The organism is Arthrobacter sp. 05N429, assembly GCF_056397045.1.
In genome coordinates, this window is the sequence record NZ_JBFTMQ010000006.1 from 132,560 (window position 1) to 152,972 (window position 20,413).

Sequence of the window (20,413 nt, forward strand, 5' to 3'; positions counted from 1 at the left end):
TGGGGGTCCCAATCTGTTGCGGAAGGCTGCTAAGGAAAGTGTGGCCGCGGAACTAGAGCGGCGCGCACTGGCCGTTCGTGGCGACCAGGTTGCGGATCGACTGTTCGTCGCCGTTGAGCTTGAACTGGTTCAGCATTTCTTCGGTGATCGGCTCGCCGTCCGGAGTCGTGGTCACCGGAGTGAAGTCCGACGGCGGCGGCGGCGCGGGCTGGGTGCCGGGCTGTGCGCCCGGCAGCGCCCCGGCTGCTGACAGCGGTCCGGGCGCCGGGTACTGCTGGCGGATGCCGTCTTCGGCGGCGCCCGCCGAGGGGGCGGGCGCGAGGAGCGCGTCGACCTTCTGGTGGATCTGGTCGAAGTCCGGGACGGTCGAGAAGGAGGCGTCGAAGTCGGGCGGTCCGATAGTCAGCCGGCTCATTTGTTGGCCCTTCGCCTTCATGGCGAGGTCCACGAAACTCCCGAGTTGGCTGGAGGAAATGTTGGAGTCGACCACCTTGGTGCCCGCCTTGACGATGTCCTCGAACTTGGACAGCAGGGTTGCCGGATCGAGCTGCTTGAGCATGGCCTGCTGGACGCACTGCTGGCGGGCAATGCGCGCGTAGTCGTCCACGAATTCGCGCGAACGACCGTACCAGAGGGCGTGGTAGCCGTCGAGCGTATTGTCGCCTGCCGGGATCCAGCCCAGCGGCATGCCGTGGATTCCGCTGGCCTCGTCGATCGTCTCGCCGCTGATCGGGACCCAGCCGCCTGCCTTGATCCGGATGCCGCCCATGGCATCAATCAGCCTGGCGAAGCCGTCCATGTCGACCAGCACGTAGGCCTGGACCCTGATGCCCAGGCTTCCGGACACCGCTTCCAGCGTGGCCTGAGCGCCGGGGTCCTCCACCCCGGGGTACAGGTCCTTGTGTTCGTTGGTGACCTCGGTGTTGATGGCGTTGATGAGGCATTCATTGCCGCAGTCGTAGCCGTCGGGATAGATCGTGCGCATGGGCGAGTCTTCGCTGAACTGCGCGTTTTGCAGATTGCGGGGGACGGAGATGATGGCGGTCGCGCCGGTCTTGGCATCCACGCTGATGACCGAGAGGCTGTCCGGCCGGCGGCCGGTACGGTCGGCTCCGGCGTCGCCGCCCATCATCAGGAAGTTGTACCGGCCTTCGGAGGGTTCCATCGCCGGTCCGGAGGAGAAAATATCGGAAATGGCGCCGCGGCTGACGTTGAGCAGGTAGGCGGCGTAGCCCAGCGATCCGCTGCTGAGGATCATCGCCAGCACCAGCGTGACCACGACGGCGGGGCGCGCCTTCGGGGCCAGCAGCACGGGGCGGATCAGCCGCAATGTGTTGATGAAGAGCAGGGCCCAGCCGACGGCCAGCGCCACGAGGCCGATGATGAGCACCAACGAGGCAACGGAGTTGGTGAACAGGTTGATCAGCGTCGACCGGGATGCCACAAGGAGCACTGCCGCAAGGACGGCCAGCACCCAGACGGTGAGGGTGATGCGCAGCGCGATCCGCCCCAGCCGCCTGTCCCCGGCAACGGTCTGGGCGCTGCCGGGCACCAGGAGGGTCATCAGGATCAGCAGGAACGCACGCTTGGTCAGGACCGACGCAGACGCTCCGGCGGGATAGCGGACCGGATCCGTGAGGGACGGTGCAGACGCACGCTTCTGTGGCGCCGGCAGGCGGGAGGGGGCATACCTGTTGGTCATCTGGTGGTCCTTAACGGCTGCCCCGGGCGACGGCGTTTGCGTCGGCGAACACTTCGCTCGCCTTCTGCCGCAGGTTCGCGCCCTTCCGGGTGGCGACGTCGTTGAGCTCCTGGGCGAAGTCGACCAGGGCGGCGCGGAGCTGTCCCGCCAGGGGATCCGTGCCCGAAGCCAGGATGCGCACAGCCAGCAGGCCGGCGTTCCTGGCCCCGCCGATGGAAACGGTCGCCACGGGAACCCCGGCGGGCATCTGGACGATGGACAGCAGGGAGTCCATGCCGTCGAGGGTTTTGAGCGGTACCGGGACGCCGATGACCGGCAAGGGCGTGACCGAGGCGAGCATGCCCGGCAGGTGGGCGGCGCCGCCGGCGCCGGCAATGATGACACGGAGGCCGCGCTCATGGGCCGTCTGGCCGTAGCGGATCATTTCGAGCGGCATACGGTGTGCGGAGACCACGTCGGCCTCGAACGGGATCCCGAACTCGGCAAGGGCCTCGGCCGCTGCCTCCATCACGGGCCAGTCGGAGTCCGAGCCCATGACGAGCCCGACGACGGGGCCATCGGCCCCAGCGTCCGCCGTTGCCGGGGACTGGGCGCCGGACTGGGCCGGGCTGCTGCTGTTGCTGGCGCTCATGCGTTCTCCTCGTGGGCTCCCGCTGCGGTGCGGGGCTGCGCCCTTCCGTCCCGGATGATGTTGGCGACCGTGGTGGCGCGTTCGCGCACCGAGTCGACGTCGGCCACGGAGCCGCCGACCAGGTTGACGTGGCCGATCTTGCGGCCCGGCCGGACGGCCTTGCCGTAGCAGTGGACCTTCGCCGCGGGTTCGCTGGCCAGGGCCGCGGGGTAGGCGGAGAACAGATTCTGGTTCTCGCCCCCCAGGAAGTTCTTCATCACAACGACCGGGCTGAGCAGGTCCGTGGCACCGAGCGGCAGATTGAGGATTGCCCGGAGGTGCTGTTCGAACTGGCTCGTCACCGAGCCGTCCTGCGTCCAGTGGCCGGTGTTGTGCGGGCGCATGGCGAGTTCGTTGATCAGGAAGCCTGCTCCCACACCGGGCGTCTCGAAGAGTTCCACGGCCATCACACCGGTGACGCCGAGTTCGCTGGCGATCCGGAGGGCGGCGTTCTCCGCCGCGGCCGCGACCTCCAGCGGGATGTCGAGGGCCGGGGCAATGACTTCGTCGCAGACGCCGTCGACCTGGATCGTGTGAACAACTGGCCAGGCCCGCGCCTCGCCGTCGGGGGTCCGGGCCACGAGGGCAGAGAGCTCGCGGCTGAATTCCACTTTCGCCTCCGCGAGCAGCGGCGACATCGACTCGAACCAGTCGGAGGTTTCCGCCGCGTCTTCCGCGGAGTCCACGATCCGCACGCCCTTGCCGTCGTAGCCGCCGCGCGGGGTTTTCAGGACGACCGGCCAGCCCGTCTCTTCGCCGAACGCAATCAGCCCGTCGACGTCGTCCACCGAGGCCCACCGGGGGTTGGGCAGTTCGAGCCTGTCGATGGCAGCCCGCATCACCAGCTTGTCCTGCGCGTTGACCAGGGCGTCCGGTCCCGGGTGGACGTTGACGCCCGCCCGCTGCAGGGAACGCAGGTGCTCTGTGGGGACGTGCTCATGGTCGAACGTCAGGACGTCCAGGCCGCGGGAAAACTCAAGGAGATGGTCCAGATCGGTGTAATCACCGACCGGGGCGTTGGCCACGGCCGAGACGGCCGAGACGTCCTCGCCTTCGGCAAGGACACGGAGCTCGAAGCCCAGGGCTGTGGCCGCCGGGGCCATCATTCGGGCGAGCTGGCCGCCGCCAACCACACCGATCACAGGAAAAGTCACAAGTCCCAGCCTACCGAAAGCCTCGCCATATCCCGGCTTTTTGAAATTCCCGTGCGGGTGCCGCCGGGGATTCAGCCGCATTCAGGAGGGGACAGGTCAGGGCCGTGCCGGCGGTGCAGCCGATGGCCGGCCGGCCGTTCGAGGCCGTCGGCTGGCGGCTTCCCGCCGGGACAGTTCCGGTCCGCGGACTGCGCCACGGGGCCGGTTCCCGGCTTTCGGCGCTAAAATGGGCCGTTGGGCCTTTGGCCGACAGTTCACGAAGGCCACGGAGGGTCATGATTACTACACTTACGGAGCGCTTGCACGGGCTCGCGTCGCTTTTCTGGCGCGAAGTGGCCAAGTTCGGTGCGGTGGGCGGTGTTGCGTTCATCATTGATAACGGACTCACTTACTACCTGATGCATGGCCCGATGACGGACAGCGAGGCCAAGGCCCGGTTCGTCGGCGCCAGCATCGCAACCGTCTTCTCCTGGATCGCGAACCGCTTCTGGACCTTCCGACACCGCCGCCAAGACAATGTGGTCCGCGAATTCCTCATGTTCATCCTGATCAACGGCATCGGCATCGGCATCTCCACCGGATTCACCGCCCTCGCCAAGTACACCTTCGGCGTCACGGACAAGAACATGCTGTTCGCCGCCGGGGTCGTTGGCATCCTGGTAGCCACCGTGGTGCGCTTTTTTGCTTACCGCTTCCTGGTCTTCAACAAGGAACTCGACGAAGAGCCGGAGTTCTCCCACGACCACGAGATCATCGAACGGCACCCCCACACCAGGCCGGAAGTCCGCGTCGAGGGCGCTGCCGTCAAAGATCCGGAGCTGCCGGGCCCGCACGTCTAGGCAGGCCGCGGACAGCGGGGGTGCGGCACGCCGCTCAGCTGCCGTTGACGCGCTCGTCGGCGAGCAGCTTCTCCGTCACCACGACGTCGGGGTGCACCAGCACCACTGATCCGTCGCCGTGCCACGCACCCAGGGACTGGGCCAGGGCGGACTCGAGGCCGTCGCCGGCGGGCACCAGCAGGCGCACGCCGTCGTCGCGCGCGGCCGCGAAGCCGTCCAGCAGGTCACCGTGGGTGTGGGCCGTGCCGGTGGAGGCCAGCACGGCACGCCGCGTTGTTTCCGGATCCACGTGCGCCATAAAAACGTCCCCGTGGGAGCGCACCTCGGCGGCATAGTCGACGACGCCGGTGGGCAGCGCGCCGGGCCACCGCATGGCCAGCGCCGGCAGCGCCACTGCCACGACGGCGTCGAACGCCCCCTGCGCCGCTCCGGGGGCCGGGTCTGCGGTGGCCAGCAGTTCAGCTTCGGCATCGCCGAAGACGACCTCCATGCCGAGCTGCCAGGCGGCCAGGGCGAGGATCACGGACTTCCAGTGCGCCGGCAGGTCCAGGCGCAGCCGCGTCCCGGGTTCGGCGTCGAGCTCGTCCTGCAGGAGGTTGCTCGTCTTCGCCACCCAGTTATCCAGCACCCGGCCGGACAGCTCCACGCGCTCGGCGTCGGGGCCGTACCAGGTGAGCCGCGGCGAGGTGGCCTGGCCGGAACGCAGGGCTGTCATCAGTTCGATTGCCGGGATGCTCATGGCTTCATCTTGCCACGGCGGTCCCGCTGTGATCTCCGTCATACCCGGAACGAAGGCCGCCGGCCGCCGCGCGTGGCCCACCTCGAAAAGTTTCCCGAAAATTCAACAAAAACCTCCCGAAGTGCTCAGTACCCTGATGATTCCGCGGGTTCTGCGGGGCTGGCCCGAAAAAACACGGGCGTGGCGTGCCCCGGAATTAGGTCTCAAGTTGATTATTATCTCCGCCGTGGCTTGACTCCCGGATACTTACACACGTGTAATTAGGTATCGAAGGCCAATGCGCAGAAACCGGCACACAACCGAGTGTCCGAGGGTCAGGCATAGGCTGCAAAATCAGAGAGGGAACGCCAATGGGGCTAGCAGAGCGTATCCATGAAGAGGCCGTCGTTGCTGGGCAGGCCACGGCCAAATACCGTTCACGCGGGGTGCCGAGTGACTGGTATGTAGATCCGGCCGATCCGGACGCCGCGGACCGGTACAACGAACACACCAACGACTCGCTGCAGGACCAGGCGACTGCCTTCCTCGCGGCGCACGACGAACTTCTGGCCGGTCCGGACCAGGACAACGATCTTTCCGATCCGCCGATGGAGCTCCAGACCCTCCATTCGGGAACCACCGCGCAGCCGGTATGGATCGGGCTGCCCTTCCAGCAGGACTTCGACGATGAAGGCGAACTGGGCTGGCAGACGGACGCGCTGTGTGCACAGACCGACCCGGAGGCATTCTTCCCCGAGAAGGGTGGCTCCACCCGCGACGCCAAGAAGGTCTGCGGGGCGTGCAATGTCCGCTCGCAGTGCCTCGAATACGCCCTGTCCAACGACGAGCGATTCGGAATCTGGGGTGGCCTCTCCGAGCGCGAGCGGCGCCGGCTTAGGAAGCGAGCGATCTAATTCTTCAGGAAGTACGAGTCACCGCCGTCGTGGTTTCCCACGACGGCGGTGATTTTCTCCCCAGGACCCTCGCTGCGCTGGCGGCCCAGACCCGGCCCGCGGACACCTGCATCGGGGTGGATACCGGTTCCCGCGACCATTCCGCGGCCCTCCTCGAACAGGCCTTCGGCACAGCCAACGTCACCGTCTTCAACCAGGCCCGCAGCGGCATGGGCGCTGCGGTGCAGGCGGGACTCAGCGCACTGGCCGCCGGAGGGGACGGCGGCGGCGACGGCGCGTCCGGCAGGCGTGCCGGTTCCGGTACGCCTGCCGCGCCGGCCGCCGCCGAATGGATCTGGCTGCTCCACGACGACGCGGCCCCCGCCCCCGAAGCCCTTGCCGAGCTTCTCCATGCCGTGGAGCGCGCGCCGTCCGTCACCGTGGCCGGCTGCAAGCAGTTGGACTGGCATTCCGAGCGGCGGCTGATCGACGTCGGACTCTCCACCAGCCGCTGGGCGGAACGGCTGACCCTCATCGACGCCGACGAGCTCGACCAGGGACAGTACGACGGCCGCAGCGACACCTTTGCCGTCAACTCCGCCGGCATGCTGGTCCGCCGCGACGTCTGGGAGGACCTCCGCGGCTTCGACCCCGCCCTGCCGGGCACCGGCGACGACGTCGACTTCTGCTGGCGGAACCGGCTGGCCGGACACCGCGTCGTGGTGGTCCCCAGCGCCCGGATGCTCCACGTCTCACACCGTCCGAACGCCATGGGCAACGCGACGGCGGCCCGCAAGGCCCAGGTTCACTTGCGGCTCAAGCACGCCTCCGCGTGGAAGGTGCCGCTGCACGCAGCCGGCGCCCTGCTCGGGAGCCTCTTCAAACTGGTCCTGAGCATCGCGGTCAAAGACCCGGGCCACGGCTTCTCGCAGCTCCTGGCCACGTTCGGTGCACTTGGTCGTCCCGCGGCCGTGTTCCGCGGCCGTCGCAACGCTGCCCGGACCCGCCGGATCCGGCGCTCGGTCATTAAAGGGCTCCAGACTCCGCGGCGTGAGGTCTGGGCCCACCGCCGCTCCCTGATGGAGGCCCTCGGATCCGACGACTCCGGGGAAGGCCTTACCGGGAACGACCCGCTGGCCGAGCAACCGACCGGCGACTCGGCCGACGACTTCGCAGCCCTCACAACCTCGGAACGGGGCTGGGTGGGCAACGGCGCGCTGCTCGCCATCCTGATCACCACCGCCGCCTCCCTGGTCGGCCTGCTGAGTCTGTTCCGGGCCGAGGCAGTCTCCGGTGGCGCGATGATTCCCGTTTCGCCGCGGCTGGGGGAGGTCTGGAGCCATGCCTCCGGCTGGTGGATCACCCTCGGCGCAGGACTTCCCGGCCATGGCGATCCCTTCGGCTACGTACTGTGGGTTCTCGGCGTCCTCGGTGCCGGCAACGCCAACGGTTCGCTCGGCTGGCTGCTGATTCTGGCCATGCCGCTCTCCGCCCTCGGCGCCTGGTTCGCCGCCGGCGCCCTGACGCAGCGCCGCCGCCTGCGCCTTGTCGCCGCCCTCGTCTGGGCCGGAGCTCCTGCCCTCCAGGTGGCACTCAACCAGGGCCGCGTGGGAGCCCTACTTGTCCACGTGATGATGCCGCTGCTGGTGCTCGCCCTCCTGCGGGCCACCGGCTCCGCAGCAGGACGCGGCCGCTACGCCGTCCCGGCCCCCGGGGAGCGGCGCTTCACCGAACCGCCCCCGGCCAAGCCCGGAATCAACGGCACGCCGTCCTGGACCGCCGCCGCAGCAGCCGGCCTGGCGCTGGCCGTCGTCACCGCGGCAGCCCCCTCGCTGCTGCTGCCCGCCGTCGTGCTCGTGGCACTCTGCGGCACACTTCTGGGCCGCCGCGGCCGCACCGTATGGTGGGCGCTGCTGCCCAGCCTTGCGTTGTTTCTGCCGTTCCTGGTCTCGACTCTTGACCGTCCCCGCGCCGTGCTCGCGGACCCCGGCCTGCCGCTGGCCTTTGACGCCGCACCGCTCTGGCAGCAGGCCCTGGGCCAGCCGCTGCGCTTCGCCCCCGGGGGCGGCCTCACCGGCCTCCCGCTGTTCGGCCCGGACGCCGCCGTGCCGTGGGCGCTCCTGCTGGCGCTGTTGATCGGCCTGCCCGTCCTGCTCCTGGCCGTCACAGCGCTGTTCCTCCCCGGCCGGCCGCCGCGGGTTGCCCGCGCGCTCTGGACGGCGGCCCTCCTGCTGCTGGCCGGCGGGTGGCTCAGCAGCCAGGTCGCCACCGGAGCCAGCGCCGACGTCATGGTTACCGCCTTCACGGGACCGGCCGTATCGGCCGCCGCCTTCGCCATCCTGGGCGCGGCACTGGTCGGCGCGGCGGGCCTGCTGGACTCCGCCGACCGTGCCGCTGCCGCGCCGGCGGGCCGCAAGATCCTGCTCCGCACCACCGCGGTCACCGCCATGGTCCTCCTGCTGGCCGGACCCCTCGCCGGCCTCACAGTGTGGGCCGCGCAAAACGTCCTGACGCCGGCCGCCGGCGCCCCTGCCACGGAGGCGTCCGCCACATCACCCGGAGCTGACAGCACCGACCCGCTCTTTACCAAAGCACTGGGCACTCCGAGACTCGTGCAGCCGGCCGAGTCCCGGACCCTCCCGGCCACGGCCATTGACCGCGGCGAGGGGCCGGAACAATCCCGCACGCTCCTGATCTCCACCGGCGAAAACGGCTCATTTGACGCCACGCTCATGCGCGGTGCCGGAACCACCCTTGACGCCCTGTCCACGATTGCCGCCGCCCGCCCGATCATGGGGGAGCCGGGGCAGGAGACGGTCCGGGATGACGACGCCGTCGCGGCGTCGCTCCGCAACGTCGTGGCCTCCATCGTGGCCGGCCAGGGCGTCGACCCGCGCGAAGAGCTCGAGCAGCTCGGCGTCGGCTTCGTAGTCCTGCGGGCCGCCGACACGGCGGCCCAGCTGACCGCGAGCCGCATGGACGCCGTCCCCGGACTCGTCGCCGTCGGCAAGACCGACGTCGGCTGGCTTTGGCGCATCAGCCCACTGAACCAGCCGGTGATCCAGGCTGCCGACGTCGCGCACCGCGTGCGGATCGTCGACGGCGCCGGATCCACCGTCGGGCTGGTCCCGTCCGGGGCGGTGTCCGCCGATGCCGCGGTCCCCGCCGGGCCGGAAGGCCGGCTCGTGGTGCTGGCAGAACGCGCCGATCCCGGCTGGAGCGCCTGGCTCGACGGCCGCCGCCTCACGGCCACCACGTCCGGCTGGGCGCAGGCCTTCACCCTGCCGGCGACGGGCGGGCAGTTGAGCCTCCGCTACGAAGCGCACTGGGCCATCTGGGCGGGCGTGGCCCAGGCCGTGATCATCGGCCTGACCGCTCTGCTTGCCATCCCCATGCCTGCCCGCCGGCCGAACACCGGCCTCTCCAGGGACGAAGGCTCACTGCGTAAGGAACATCACCATGCCCAGGGATGACACCCCCGCGACCAACGCCCCGGAAACCCCCGGCGGCGCCGGCAACTCCGCCGAGGTGCCCGAAACCACCGGCAACCCCGCCGGCCCGACGTCGGAACGGTCCGGCCGGTCCGCGCCCCGGGCAGCCGCGCCGCTGCTGTCACGCTGGAAGGCACTGCCGCACGCCGGGCGGCTGGGCGGAGTCCTCTCCGCCGTCGTCCTCGTCGCCGCCGGAGGGGGACTCGTTTCCGCCACGGCGCTCTCGCCCCAAGGCCCCGGCAGCAGCCGGACGGTCGCGGCTCCGCTGGCGGCGGTCCCCGCGGGCAGCAGCATCGGGGTCTGCCCTGGGCCGGCGCGGCTACTCGAAGGCGCACCCGTGGGCACCGATCCGCAGTTCAGCCCGGAATCCGCGACCGCCAAGAGTGACGTGAATGCCGTGGTGCTGGGTTCCAGCGCCGGCGTCCTGCCCGGCAGCCGCCTTGCCTCGCTCAAGGGCGGCACCCTGATTGAACTCGCCAAGGCCGCACCGGCGTCCGCAAGCCCAACGGCCACCGCCACCAGGCCGGCGAACGGCACTCCCGTCCCGCTGGCCGGCGTGGTGTCCCAGAGGGGCGTTGATGATGTGAGTGTCCTGAGCGCTGATTCACAGGACGGCAGGCAGGCCTCCGCTGGAGCTGTCATGCGCTATGCCGCCGAGGACGGGGACCTCCGCGGTTCGGCGGCCGCGGCGTGCCAGCAACCCGCCAACGATCTCTGGCTCGTCGGCGCGAACACCGCGCTCGGCCGGACGGCCGTGCTGAACCTCACCAACACTTCCGGCAGCCCGGCCACCGTCAGCTTGGACCTCTTCGGAGCCAAGGCCCAGATCCAGGCCCCGGGCAGCCGTGGACTCCTCGTGGCCCCCGGCACCACCCGCGCCGTCATCCTGGCCGGGCTCGCCCCGGGGGAGGAAAGGCTCAGCGTCCGGGTCCGCAGCGCCGGAGGGCCGGTGGCCGCGGTCATCCAGCAGAGTGTGCTGCGGGGTCTCACCCCCGGCGGAGTCGAGTTCATCGCGCCCGCCACGGCACCGGCCGTACGCCAGGTGATCTCCGGCGTCGACATCCAGGACCCGGCCGGGCTGGCGGATCTCACCGGGAAGCCCGGCTTCGCGGATGCCGGGCCGGCGCTCCAGATCACGGTGCCCGGGTCGGCCGACGCTGTCGTTGCGATCAAGCTGTTCGGACGGGACGGCCAAAAGGCTTTGCCCGGCGGCGGAGTGGTCACGGCCAGGGCCGGAGCCGTGACCGAGGTCCCGCTCGCCGGAATGCCGGCAGGGTCCTACACGGTGGCCGTCAGTTCCGATGTCTCCTTCACCGCAGCGGCCCGCGTCACCAGGGGCCTGGATCCCGAGGATGCCTCCGACTTCGCCTGGTCCGCAGCCTCCGCGAGGCTGGGAAGCCAGCACGTCGTGCCGGTGCCCGGCACGGGCGACCGCTACCTCGTCTTCGGCGCGCCCGAGGGCCGGGCGACGATTTCCTACACGCCGGTTACGGCGGACGGAAAGATCCGCGCGGCCGCAGCAGCCGACATCGCCGGCGGCACCACAGCCTCCATCAAGGTCCCTGCCGACGTCGGGGGCTCACCGATCGTCGGCTACGTGGTGTCCGCGGCGGGAGATCCCGCTTTCGGCGCCGTCCTGCTGCAACAGGAGGGCAGGCCGGACATCGCCACTGTTGCGATTGCGCCCGGGGCGACGGGCCAGGAGCAGGTCCCGGTCACGCTGGGTTACTGACCGGCCCCGGCCGTCCAGTTTCGGGAGTGGTCTTCCGGCCGCGATGGCCTAGTAACGCCGGCGGTAAACCGGGTCCAGGGATTCGGGCGGCACATCGAGCATCTCCGCCGTGTACTCCACCACGACGTCATGGACCAGGTCCTGGAGTTCTTCCCTGGTGCCGCAGGCCTGCTCGACAACCCGGCGGTACAGGGTGATCACGGGGCCCTCCTCCGCTGTCGCGGGAGTGTAGGCGCCCATCGGGGCGGGAGCCCGGTCCGCCACGAGCTGCTCGAGCCCGGGCGGGATCTCGTCGACGGCGAAGCGGACGCCGTCCAGCGGTTTGCCCCAAATGTCGTGCAGCCGCTCGGCCGAGTCCAGGACGAAGTCGTCGAAGCGGTCCGAACGCGTGCGGTAGCCGGGCAGCGTGGGCAACATGATCTCGCCGCGGAGCCCGCGGCCGTGCCGGTTCCTCCGCCGCTGCCGGAAGCCCCTCGGCGTCACGGTGCGTCCGGTGCCGGATGGTGCGGAACCGGCGTCGTGGCGTCCGGCGTCGGGTTCAGCCAAGCGGACCGTAAACCCCGGATCATGGTGCGATGACTGCATATCTCGACTCTAAACCCGGCGAATGGTTTACGCGATACGGCCCGCCCGACCCGCCGTCAGCGCGTCGGGCGGCGTCCGGGGGCCCGGGGGAGTAGTCTGTGATGTCGTGGGTGCAATTCGTCTTTGTTCAAGGTCAGCCTGCCGCAATTCGGCGGTGGCCACTTTGACGTACGTCTATGCCGATTCCACCGCCGTCCTGGGTCCCCTGGCAACCTACGCCGAACCGCACTGTTACGACCTGTGTGAACAGCACGCCGGATCGTTGACCGTCCCACGCGGCTGGGAAGTCCTGAGGCTGGCCATGCCCGCCACCCCGGCAGGACCCGGCCCCGATGACCTCCTGGCCCTCGCCAACGCTGTCCGGGAGGCGGCCTCCCGGCCGGCCGCACCGGAATCCGGCCCGGGCCAGCGCGGCATCCACGCCGCCCTTGAAGCCCCGGCCCCGGCCGAGGGCACCCGCCGGGGGCACCTGCGCGTCCTGCGCGAACCTTCCTAGGCTGCAACTGGCGGTAGGCTGGGAACTGCAAAATCCGTAAGCCACCGGCGCCTGCTGCGGCGCCCACCAGGGAGCGTTCACCATGCCGAAGATCAGTCCCGAACTGTTGTCTGTCCTGCGATGCCCCGTCACCGGTTCTCCGTTGCTGCAGGAAGGCGAGGAACTCGTCACCACGACGGGCGGCCCCTCCGGAGAGAAGCTGCGCTACGCGATCGAGGACGGCATCCCGCTGCTGCTGCCGCCGGAACTCCTCCCTGCCGCCGCCGCGGCGCCGGCTTTCCAGCACGACGCCGGCCAGCCCGCCGCGGGCTAGCCTGCCGGCCCATCGCTGCACCTTTCGGCACCGAAGTACTTTCCAGCCACCGATAAGCACGTTCCCAGGCAGCCGGGTTCCGGACCGGCCCGCCGGCCACAACGAAGGAAACACATGACTCTCGATTACAAGATTGCGGACATCTCCCTGGCCGAGGCAGGCCGCCACCAGATCCGCCTCGCCGAGCACGAGATGCCCGGCCTGATGTCCCTGCGCGAGGAGTTCGGCGCCAGTCAGCCGCTCAAGGGCGCCCGGATCGCCGGCTCCCTGCACATGACCGTACAGACCGCCGTGCTGATTGAAACCCTCACGGCCCTCGGCGCCGAGGTCCGCTGGGCCTCCTGCAACATCTTCTCCACCCAGGACGAAGCAGCGGCCGCCGTCGTGGTCGGCAACGGAACGGTCGAGGACCCCCAGGGTGTTCCCGTGTTTGCCTGGAAGGGCGAGACGCTGGAGGAATACTGGTGGACAGCCGAGCAGATCCTGACCTGGCCAGGCGCTGACAGCAACCCGGACCTGGGCCCGAACATGATCCTCGACGACGGCGGCGACGCCACCATGCTGGTCCACAAGGGTGCCGACTTCGAGGCGCTCGGCGCGGTCCCGGCCGCCGCAGAGGACGAGTCCGAGGAAGGCCGCGTCTTCCTCGACGTGCTGCGCGCCTCGCTGCAGGCGGACCCGCAGAAATGGACCCGGATCGGATCCCGACTGCTGGGAGTCACCGAGGAAACCACCACCGGCGTGCACCGCCTCTACCAGCTCGCGGAACAGGGCAAGCTGCTCTTCCCGGCCATCAACGTCAACGACTCCGTCACCAAGAGCAAGTTCGACAACAAGTACGGCATCCGCCACTCCCTGCCGGACGGCATCAACCGCGCCACTGACGTCCTGATGGGCGGCAAGGTCGCCGTCGTCTGCGGCTACGGCGACGTCGGCAAGGGCGCCGCGGAGGCGTTCCGCGGCCAGGGCTCACGCGTCATCGTCACCGAAATCGACCCCATCTGCGCGCTCCAGGCAGCCATGGACGGCTACCAGGTCGCGAAGCTGGAATCAGTCCTCAGCGAGGGCCACATCTTCATCACCACGACGGGAAACAAGGACGTCATCATGGCCGAGCACATGGCCGGGATGCGTGACAAGGCGATCGTGGGCAACATCGGCCACTTCGACAACGAGATCGACATGGCCGGGCTGGCCCGGATCCCGGGCATCAAGAAGGTCGAGATCAAGCCCCAGGTCCACGAGTGGGTCTTCGAGGCTGACGCGGCCACGGGAGCGGGCAGCCGTTCCATCATCGTCCTGTCCGAAGGACGCCTGCTGAACCTTGGCAACGCCACCGGACACCCGTCCTTCGTGATGAGCAACTCCTTCGCCAACCAGACGATCGCCCAGATCGAACTCTTCACCAAGCGCGACCAGCCGGAGGGGGAGCGGGAGTACGACAAGCAGGTCTACGTGCTGCCGAAGATCCTTGACGAGAAGGTCGCCCGGCTGCACCTGGACGCCCTCGGCGTTGAACTGACCGAGCTGTCGAAGGAGCAGGCCGCGTACCTCGACCTTGAGGTGTCCGGCCCGTACAAGCCGGACCACTACCGGTACTAGGAGCCGCGACTGCCACGAGGGCCCCGGGCTTCCGTCCGGGGCCCTTTTCGTGACCGGATCGTGCCGGGACCGACGGCAGGTCGCGCCCTAAATTCACCTATGCTTTCAAGGTAACGTCTGGAAGGACCTGAGTATTGTGAACGCCCCGAGAAGCCGCACCGGCCGCAAGCTCGCCGTGCTCGGGGCCGTCTGCGCCCTCGCCGCGGCCGGCGGTGTGTTCGCGGCGGGCCCGGGACTGGCCCGTGCATCCTTCGCGTCCGAGGCCGCCTCGCCGGAACGCTCGACGCCGGGACTCGCCTTTCCGGTGGTGGCGCCGGCGCAGCTGGACGTCGTCCCTGCGGACGAAGCGAAGCAGGTCAACCCTGCCGCGCCCGTCACCCTGAAAGTCATAAATGGCCGCATTGACCGCGTCTCGCTCACTAGTGGCTCGGGTGACGCCGTGGACGGAACCCTCAGCGCAGATGCTTCCAATTGGACGGCGACTGCACCGCTGAAGTTCAACACCCGTTACAGCTACACCTTTTCCGTGGTGGACGGCGCCGGCCGCAAGGACAGCATGACGCGGACCTTCAGCACGGTCTCCACCGCCAACGAAGCCGACGCCGCCATCTACCCCCTGGACGGCATGAGCGTCGGAGTGGCCCAGCCGCTGCAGATTACCTTCAGCGAGCCTGTCCTGAACCGGGACGCCGTGGAAAAGGCCATCAAGATCAGCTCCACCTCCGGGCAGGCGGGGGATTTCCATTGGTTCAGCAACTCGATGGTCAGGTATCGCCCGGAGAATTTCTGGACGGCAAACAGCACCATCACGATGGACATCCAGCTGTTCGGCGTGGAGCTCGGCAACGGGCAGGTCGGTAACTTCAACAAGAAAGTCACCGTCCACATCGGCGACAAGAGGGTCGCCATCGCGGACGCGGCGGCGCATACGTTTACGGCCAGCATCAACGACCAGAAGGTCGGCCAGTGGCCCGCGACCATGGGAGACACCCGGTTCCCCTCGGCCAGGGGGTATCTCGTATTCATGGAGAAGTACCGCGTGGAGCACATGGATGCGTCCACGATCGGGCTCAAACCGGGCGACCCTGCCTACTATGGCCAGCTGGACGTCAACTTCGCCACGCGCCTGACCCCGAGCGGGGAGTTCATCCACCAGGCCACGGACTCCGCCATGCCTTACCTCGGCGTAGCAAACCTCTCGCACGGCTGCATTGGCCTGGGGCCGGACGGCGCGCAGTGGGTCTTCGAGCACATGACAACCGGCGACGTGGTCCAGGTTGTCAACACCGACGGCGACTTCGCCGCCGTGGACGACGGCTTCGGGGACTGGAATATCCCCTGGGCGCAGTACGCCAACTGATATGGCCCGCTGCAGGGCAGCGAACGGCGGAAAGACACTATTGGGGGGACCTTACATGGACGAGATGACGACGGAACCTGGCATGCGGCCAAGACGCGGCGATCCCGCTGCCGGCCAGAGCCGCAGGAGAAGCGGAAAGATGCTGGCTGTGCTGGCGCTCTGCGCCGCGGTCGGAGCCGGCGGGATCGGCATCGCAACGGCTCCGGGGCGGGCCGACGCGGAAATGCCTTCAGAGTCAGCGGCGCCGATGCGGAACGTGTCCGGCCTCGCCGCACCTGTCGTGAAGCTGGTGGAGCTCGGCGTCACCCCTACCGACGACGCCAAGGCCGTCAACCCGGCCGCCACGCCCTCGGTCAAGGCCGTCAACGGCATAGTGAAGGACGTCGTCCTGGTACCGGCAGCCGGGGGAGACCGCGTCCCGGGGACCACGAGCCCGGACGGCTCGACCTGGACCGCCGAGGATCCGCTGGAATTCGACACGAAGTACAAGTACAGCTTCACTATCGTGGACCAGGCTGGACGCGAAACGAAGAAGGCGCAGACCTTCGCCACCGTGGCCAAGGCCAATGAGGCGGATGCCGCGGTGTACCCGCTCAACGGCACCACCGTAGGCTCCGGCCAGCCCATCGAAATCGTCTTCAGCGAGCCGGTGCTGAACAAGGAGGCCATGGAAAAGGCCATCACCGTCACGGCATCCTCCGGCCAGCCCGTGGCCTGGCGCTGGTATTCGGACCGCCGCGTCCGGATCAGGCCCGAAGCATTCTGGGCTGCCAACAGCGAGATCACCGTGGACCTGAAGCTCTTCGGCGTGGATTTCGGCAACAAAATGATCGGCAACTCCGACACCAAGGTCGCGTTCAAGGTCGGGCCGCAGCGGCTCGCCGTCGTTGATGACATCACCAAGACCATGAAGGTGTACTTCGACGGCCAACTGGTCAAGACCGCGCCGGTCACGCTGGGAGACAAGGAGTGGCTCTCACCAACCGGGTTCGCCGTCATCATGGAGCAGGAGCGCAACTCCAAGTTCAACGCCGGCAGCATCGGGCTGAAGCCCGGCGACAAGGGCTACTACCCGCCCCTGACGGTGGAATACGCCAACCGCCTCACGAGCTCCGGCGTCTACGTCCACCAGGCCCTCGAATCGGCCTGGGGTGCGGTGGGCAGGTTCAACGTCTCGCACGGCTGCGTCGGGCTGCTCCCGGCGGACGCCGCCTGGTTCTTCAACAACATGAAGACCGGTGACGTGGTCCAGACCCTCAACACCGGGGCCCCGGCCGTGGAGCCGCTCGAAGGCTTCGGCGACTGGAACATCCCCTGGGCGCAGTACGCCAAACGCTGACCGCAGGGGACGCTCCCCGGAACCTGCCGCTGAATCCCCGTGCTCCACGGGGTGGCACCTCGCCCACGGCGAGGCTGTGGCGGTAGGCTCGGAAGCAGATATGTAGCGTTGCCGGGCCCCGGCCGGTGGCGCGGACGCCTACGGAAGCGAAGCTGCAGTGACTGACTCAAGTCCCACCCCTCCGAATCGACAGGATCCGCAACTGGATCCGGCCGATGACGCTGACGAACCCGCGTTCGAATGGATGAAGCCGAGCTCCGCGGACAAGCGCTCCGCCGCGTCTTCTGCCGGCGCAGCAGGAACGGATGCCGGCGGCGCTCCGGAAACCGCGGCCGCGTCGGCGACAACAACGCCGTCCCCAACCATGCCGGCCACCACGACGGCGGCCTGGAGCCAGGCCGGCAGCCGCGCGGACCGCAAGGCCGCGGAAGCCGCCGTCGAACCGGTCCCCAGGGGGAACGGCACACACTTCAGTGAGCCGCTGCCCACCTCCGCGCTGCAGGTCCGCCCGCCGGAGGAGGAAGTTCAACGCCGGAACGCCGAACGGGAACACGCGGCGAACGCCAAGCCGGTGGCCCCGCGCGTGATGCAGGTCCTGCTTGCCGTGTGCTTCCCGGTCATCCTGCTGGTGCTCGCTGTCCGCGCCGTCGCCAGCCCTCTGTTCCTCTGGGTGGAATACAACCGTCCGGGTTTTCCGGGCGACGGCTATGGCTTCAGCAGCGACGACCGCATGACGTACGGCTCGTATGCCGTGGACTACCTCAGCAACTGGTCAGGACCGCGGTACCTTGGCGAACTCGTCAACCGCAGCGGCGACAAGCTGTTCGGGGAAGGCGAAGTCAGCCACATGGCCGACGTCAAGCTCGTCATCCTGTCCGCCTTCGGCGCCGGTGCCGTGCTGATCCTGCTGAGCCTGATCGCCGTGATTTACTTGCGGCGCCGCAGCCCCGGGGGAGTCCGGCGCGGGCTGTTCGCAGGGTCCATCATCACCCTCGTCATCATCATCAGCCTCGGCGTGCTGGCCGCGCTTGGCTGGGAACAGTTCTTCACCCAGTTCCACAGCGTCTTCTTCGCCAGCGGCACCTGGACGTTCTCGCTGCAGGACACCCTGATCCGGCTCTTCCCGGGCCAGTTCTGGGTTGACGGCGGGATCGTCGTCGCCGGCCTGGTGCTGATCGCCTCACTCGTCACGCTCATCCTCACCTGGCCGACGCGCAAGCGCCGCGGGCTGCCGAAAAAGGGTGCCGCGGAAGTGGAAACGGATCCGGCCGGGGACGAACCCACTGAGGCCGACCCCGAAGCCGCTGTCCCCGCCAAACGGTCCCGCTTCCGGCGGGACAGGACAGGCAAGTCCGGAGGATCCACCGCCGGCGGTGCAGCCACCGCAGACGCGCCCGCCACTGAAGAAACGGCGGATGAAACTGCGGATTCGGCCGCCGGGAACACCGCCACAGCCGCCTCGGCAGTGAACCGCCCCGGCACAGCATCCTCGGGGACCGGGGATTCGGGGAGCCCGGACTCGGGGACGCGCGACACCCCGATGCGGGGTCACTCCAGCACCGTCTAGGCGCAGGAATCCACGCCTGTTAGGCAAGAAGAAGCGGGCGGCACCCAGGAGCCGCCCGCTTCTTCTTGCCTGCTTTCTGTCCTTGTGAGGCTGGGCGTCAGCCGTAGATCCGGTTGATCTGTGCCGCGAAGTCACGGACGACGGCGGCGCGCTTGAGTTTGAGCGAAGGGGTCAGGTGTCCCGATTCCTCGGTGAAGTCGGCGTCCAGCACAACGAAGCTGCGGATGGACTCGGCCTGGGAGACAAGGGTGTTGGCCTCGTCCACGGCGCGCTGCAGGGCGACGCGGACCAGGTCGTTGCCTTTGGCCTCGGCGGGGCTCATCACGGGCACCTTGTGCACGGCGCACCAGTTTTCCAGTCCTTCCGGGTCCAGGTTGATCAGGGCCGACACGAAGGGCCTGCCGTCCCCGATTACCACGGCCTGCAGGACCAGTTCGTGTTCGCGGATCTTCTCCTCTAGAGGTCCGGGGGCGACGTTCTTGCCGCCCGCCGTGACCAGCAGGTCCTTCTTCCGGCCGGTGATCGTCAGGAAGCCGTCCTGGTCCAGGGACCCGAGGTCGCCGGTGCGGAAGAACCCGTCCACAAACGCCTCCGCATTGGCCGCGGCGTTGTTGTGGTACCCCTTGAAGACGCCGATGCCCTTGACCAGGATCTCGCCGTCCTCGGCGACCCGGATGGTGGTTCCGGGCACCGGGATGCCGACAGTGCCCACCTTGGACCGCGTCGGCGTGTTGGCCGTGCACGGTGCCGTGGTTTCGGTGAGGCCGTAGCCTTCGAGGACGGGGATGCCGGCGCCGCGGAAGAAGTGCGCGTCGTGGGGGCTCAGCGGGCTTGCCCCGGAGACGGTGTAGTGGAGCTGGCCGCCGAAAGCCTGGCGCAGCTTGGGGTACAACACCCTGTCGAAGAGGGCATGCTTGGCCCGGGTCACCAGTCCGGGGCCGGCACCGGCGCCGCGCGCGGCAGCGTCGAGGGCCCTGGAGTAGTCGATGGCGACGGCGGCGGCCGCCTCGAACAGGCGTTCCTTCCCCGCGAGGGCCGCCTTGTGGGCCGCGCCGGCATAGACCTTCTCGAAGATCCGGGGCACCACCAGCAGGAACGTCGGCTTGAAGCTGGCCAGGTCCTCCAGCAGTTCCTTGGCGGTGGCGGTGTGGCCCACGGTTGTCCCGGCGCTCAGGCAGATCACCTGGACAGCGCGGGCCAGGACGTGGGCCAGCGGGAGGAACATCAGGGTCCGGGTGCGGGGCTGCAGCAGAATCTCCGGAAGGAACAGCACAATGTTCCTCGCGACCAGGGCGAAGTTCCCGTGCGTGACTTCGCAGCCTTTGGGCCGGCCCGTGGTTCCGGATGTGTAGACGAGTGATGCAACGTCCGCGAGCCCGGCCGCGGACCGGTGCCGCTCCAGTTCGGCGTCGCCGACTCCGGTGCCTGCCGCGGCCAGGCTGGCGAGGTTGGGGGCGTCGCCGTCGTAGTCCATCCGCACAACGGGGAGAATGGTGTCGCCCAGCAGTCCGGAGCTGTCCAGTACCCCCTGGACCAGGCCGGCCTTTGCCTCGTCTTGCGCGAAGATGCGCCGCGCCGCCGAGTCGTGCAGGATCCATTCGATCTGGCTGGCCGAGGATGTTTCATAGATGGGGACGGTGACGCCGCCGGCGAACCAGATGGCAAAGTCCACCACGGTCCACTCGTACCGGGTGGCTGACATGACCGCCACGGTTTCCCCGGGGGTGATGCCGCCGGCAATCAGGCCCTTGGCGAGTGCCCGGACCTGGTCCAGGAACTGCTGTGCGGTGACATCGGCCCAGCCGGCCGGTCCTTTGCGGGAGTAGAGGGCGTGCACCGGGTCCTTGGCGTGCTGCTCCAGGAGCAGGTCCGTTACGTTGCTGCCCGGATCGAGCTCGACGAGCAGTCCGGTGCTTGCTTCTCTCACAGCCGTTTCTCCATTCCGGTCCGCC

Annotated in this window: 16 protein-coding genes; 10 read left to right on the forward strand and 6 right to left on the reverse strand. The window is 68.7% G+C overall.

Features of this window, described 5'->3' with window-relative positions; translation table 11 throughout:
• Nucleotides 1–52: 52 nt before the first annotated feature.
• The 3 genes from AC1DF4_RS12555 to AC1DF4_RS12565 all read right to left on the reverse strand — a co-directional run bounded on the left by AC1DF4_RS12555 (nt 53) and on the right by AC1DF4_RS12565 (nt 3,478).
• On the reverse strand, nt 53–1,702 hold the full coding sequence (locus tag AC1DF4_RS12555) for an LCP family protein (RefSeq protein ID WP_476913202.1): 1,650 nt from the start codon (nt 1,700–1,702) through the stop codon (nt 53–55).
• A 10-nt stretch (nt 1,703–1,712) separates the two neighbouring features.
• Nucleotides 1,713–2,237, reverse strand: a complete 525-nt coding sequence (purE, locus tag AC1DF4_RS12560) for a 5-(carboxyamino)imidazole ribonucleotide mutase (RefSeq protein ID WP_476913277.1) — start codon at nt 2,235–2,237, stop codon at nt 1,713–1,715.
• A 92-nt stretch (nt 2,238–2,329) separates the two neighbouring features.
• Complete coding sequence (locus AC1DF4_RS12565) at nt 2,330–3,478, reverse strand: 5-(carboxyamino)imidazole ribonucleotide synthase (RefSeq protein WP_476913278.1); 1,149 nt, start codon at nt 3,476–3,478, stop codon at nt 2,330–2,332.
• 323 nt (nt 3,479–3,801) lie between these two features.
• Between AC1DF4_RS12565 and AC1DF4_RS12570 the strand changes: the two genes are divergently transcribed.
• On the forward strand, nt 3,802–4,365 hold the full coding sequence (locus tag AC1DF4_RS12570; RefSeq protein ID WP_476913203.1) for a GtrA family protein: 564 nt from the start codon (nt 3,802–3,804) through the stop codon (nt 4,363–4,365).
• Between the two features lie 34 nt (nt 4,366–4,399).
• On the opposite strand, the gene AC1DF4_RS12575 is transcribed toward AC1DF4_RS12570, so the two are convergent.
• Nucleotides 4,400–5,104: a TIGR03089 family protein gene (locus AC1DF4_RS12575; RefSeq protein ID WP_476913204.1), complete on the reverse strand. Its 705-nt coding sequence runs from the start codon at nt 5,102–5,104 to the stop codon at nt 4,400–4,402.
• Between the two features lie 350 nt (nt 5,105–5,454).
• On the opposite strand from AC1DF4_RS12575, the gene AC1DF4_RS12580 reads away from it, so the two are divergent.
• The 3 genes from AC1DF4_RS12580 to AC1DF4_RS12590 are packed head-to-tail and all read left to right on the forward strand — an operon-like array spanning nt 5,455 to nt 11,199.
• Nucleotides 5,455–5,997, forward strand: a complete 543-nt coding sequence (locus AC1DF4_RS12580; RefSeq protein ID WP_476913205.1) for a WhiB family transcriptional regulator — start codon at nt 5,455–5,457, stop codon at nt 5,995–5,997.
• A 29-nt stretch (nt 5,998–6,026) separates the two neighbouring features.
• A complete protein-coding gene (locus AC1DF4_RS12585; RefSeq protein ID WP_476913206.1) occupies nt 6,027–9,449 on the forward strand; it encodes a glycosyltransferase family 2 protein in 3,423 nt (1,140 codons plus the stop codon).
• Nucleotides 9,436–11,199, forward strand: coding sequence for a DUF5719 family protein (locus tag AC1DF4_RS12590; protein ID WP_476913207.1), 1,764 nt, complete (start codon nt 9,436–9,438; stop codon nt 11,197–11,199). Before AC1DF4_RS12585 ends, AC1DF4_RS12590 begins: the two co-directional genes overlap by 14 nt.
• 48 nt (nt 11,200–11,247) lie before the next feature.
• Here the strand turns inward: AC1DF4_RS12590 and AC1DF4_RS12595 are convergent, their stop codons facing one another.
• Nucleotides 11,248–11,784 carry a metallopeptidase family protein gene (locus AC1DF4_RS12595; RefSeq protein WP_476913208.1) on the reverse strand — a complete coding sequence of 179 codons (537 nt, stop codon included), beginning with the start codon at nt 11,782–11,784 and terminating at the stop codon, nt 11,248–11,250.
• A 106-nt stretch (nt 11,785–11,890) separates the two neighbouring features.
• Here AC1DF4_RS12595 and AC1DF4_RS12600 point away from each other — a divergent pair, with 106 nt between their 5' ends.
• The 6 genes from AC1DF4_RS12600 (at nt 11,891) to AC1DF4_RS12625 (ending at nt 18,461) form a co-directional block, all read left to right on the forward strand.
• Nucleotides 11,891–12,280, forward strand: coding sequence for a DUF3499 domain-containing protein (locus AC1DF4_RS12600; RefSeq protein WP_441405798.1), 390 nt, complete (start codon nt 11,891–11,893; stop codon nt 12,278–12,280).
• Nucleotides 12,281–12,362: 82 nt separating this feature from the next.
• Nucleotides 12,363–12,593 carry a Trm112 family protein gene (locus tag AC1DF4_RS12605; protein ID WP_476913209.1) on the forward strand — a complete coding sequence of 77 codons (231 nt, stop codon included), beginning with the start codon at nt 12,363–12,365 and terminating at the stop codon, nt 12,591–12,593.
• Nucleotides 12,594–12,707: 114 nt separating this feature from the next.
• Nucleotides 12,708–14,195 carry an adenosylhomocysteinase gene (gene ahcY, locus AC1DF4_RS12610; RefSeq protein ID WP_476913210.1) on the forward strand — a complete coding sequence of 496 codons (1,488 nt, stop codon included), beginning with the start codon at nt 12,708–12,710 and terminating at the stop codon, nt 14,193–14,195.
• Between the two features lie 127 nt (nt 14,196–14,322).
• Nucleotides 14,323–15,555: a L,D-transpeptidase gene (locus AC1DF4_RS12615; RefSeq protein WP_476913279.1), complete on the forward strand. Its 1,233-nt coding sequence runs from the start codon at nt 14,323–14,325 to the stop codon at nt 15,553–15,555.
• 139 nt (nt 15,556–15,694) lie between these two features.
• A complete protein-coding gene (locus AC1DF4_RS12620) occupies nt 15,695–16,894 on the forward strand; it encodes a L,D-transpeptidase (RefSeq protein ID WP_476913211.1) in 1,200 nt (399 codons plus the stop codon).
• Between the two features lie 157 nt (nt 16,895–17,051).
• Nucleotides 17,052–18,461: a TIGR01906 family membrane protein gene (locus AC1DF4_RS12625; RefSeq protein ID WP_476913212.1), complete on the forward strand. Its 1,410-nt coding sequence runs from the start codon at nt 17,052–17,054 to the stop codon at nt 18,459–18,461.
• Nucleotides 18,462–18,558: 97 nt separating this feature from the next.
• Here the strand turns inward: AC1DF4_RS12625 and AC1DF4_RS12630 are convergent, their stop codons facing one another.
• A complete protein-coding gene (locus AC1DF4_RS12630; RefSeq protein WP_476913213.1) occupies nt 18,559–20,388 on the reverse strand; it encodes an AMP-dependent synthetase/ligase in 1,830 nt (609 codons plus the stop codon).
• Between the last annotated feature and the right edge of the window lie 25 nt (nt 20,389–20,413).